Annotated in this window: 2 protein-coding genes; both read right to left on the bottom strand. The window is 35.4% G+C overall.

Going from position 1 to position 1,599, the window contains the following annotated elements:
- Positions 1-118: 118 nt before the first annotated feature.
- Positions 119-493 carry a YciI family protein gene (locus AC3WJF_RS23010; protein WP_492456426.1) on the bottom strand — a complete coding sequence of 125 codons (375 nt, stop codon included), beginning with the start codon at positions 491-493 and terminating at the stop codon, positions 119-121.
- 367 nt (positions 494-860) lie between these two features.
- On the bottom strand, positions 861-1,292 hold the full coding sequence (locus AC3WJF_RS23015) for an acyl-CoA thioesterase (RefSeq protein ID WP_492456428.1): 432 nt from the start codon (positions 1,290-1,292) through the stop codon (positions 861-863).
- Positions 1,293-1,599: the final 307 nt, after the last annotated feature.

Genomic DNA, 1,599 nt, shown 5'->3' on the forward strand with positions numbered 1-1,599 from the left:
GAAGTGAGGTTTTTTTAATACCACGCTTGAAGCTCTTTAGAACCCCCGGCATAGCCAGGGGTTTTCGAAACCATAAAGAAAAGCATTCCTCGTTAAAGGAATGCAAGGTTACGTTCTTTTACTCACTCTTTTCGAAATAGTGTACTGGCCTAATTTCTATCCTCCAGCCTAATTCCTCTCCAGCATCCAACTGTGTGGTCGGATGTAAAGAAGCGATACGTATTGCTTCTTCCATATCATTTGCCTCTATTAGGAACACACTACCTATTCTCTCGTCGAACTCGACTAAAGCGTTGTCCGTTACCTTGATATTTCCGTTCTCTCGCCGTAAGGATTTGACTTCCGTTTCCACACCAACATCCATCATCACTTGACCACTCATATAAAATTTCTGAAGGTGGGGGCTACATTCGCTCATAATAGCTTCGATTTCACCTTTCGGAAGAACATTCATTTTCTCTGGACTTAAGTAACCAAAACACAAGAATTTCATCTTTAATCTCCTTTTAATTTGAATTTATAGCTTATCAATGAGTCTTGTATATAAGAAATTCTATGAGTTTTAAATATTTCCTTCTTGAACTCCCGTTTGTTTAAGTACATTTCTTCACAATATCTAAATATTTATTTTACAATGTAATTAAATTCGATCATTAAAAAGTATTGTAAATAGTTTGGTTATAGAAAGTTCTATGGCTAAACTTTTTCATATGCGAATTGGTATACCAAATTCACAACATTTACCGATGAAATGCCTTTATATCAACAAAAAAAGACACCGAAATAGTATGCGTTTTGATGTCCTTTTTCATATGCTATTTTTAAACTTGTACTTCAAAACAGAACCCGTTACCATTTGGTCACCTTTTTTTGGGCTTAATTTCCTCGTACTTCTGAAACCATTCCGGAAAGGCTTTTTTAAATTGTACAGGTTTGAATTTGCCATTTTCTTTTTTCACAACGATATGAGTGGTTGTCCCTTTCGCACATACTTCCCCTTCGCCATTCACAATTTGGAATCCGTATACTGTACGCAGTCCTTGGTTTACATCCACCCATGTTTTCACAAAAACCTTATCACCTAGTTTTACTGGCTGTTCATATGTAATTTCAAGATTATAAACTGGAGCATAAAATCCTGCTTTCTCCATTTCCATATAATCGTATCCGATATCTTCTATCAGCTTGGTTCTTCCTAATTCCAACCACTTGATATAGTTCGCATGATAAATGACTCCCATCATATCGGTGTCAGCATAAGAAATTTGTATTTCCTGCGTCGCAACATACATGTTATCCATTCCAATACTTCCTTCCTCGTTACTTTTACATTTATTTTATACCATTGGATTTGTATGTTCTAATAGGAGTGTTCCCAAACCAAAATGTTCGCTAAGGAAATCAGCTTATTTACGAATGAAAATCTTAGTTACTGTCTCAACCTAAAAATGCTTAATACCATTTGCAATTAATAATGGAAATGGTACAACCTCATTGCACGTAAAAAGTCTTTTCTTTATCGAATGCTGTTTTCGCAAAGATTGTTGCTTTCGTATAAGTATATAATCTTTGAAATGGATAGGATTCGCGCTCTTTTCT

This window comes from Heyndrickxia sp. FW510-T9 (assembly GCF_058781025.1).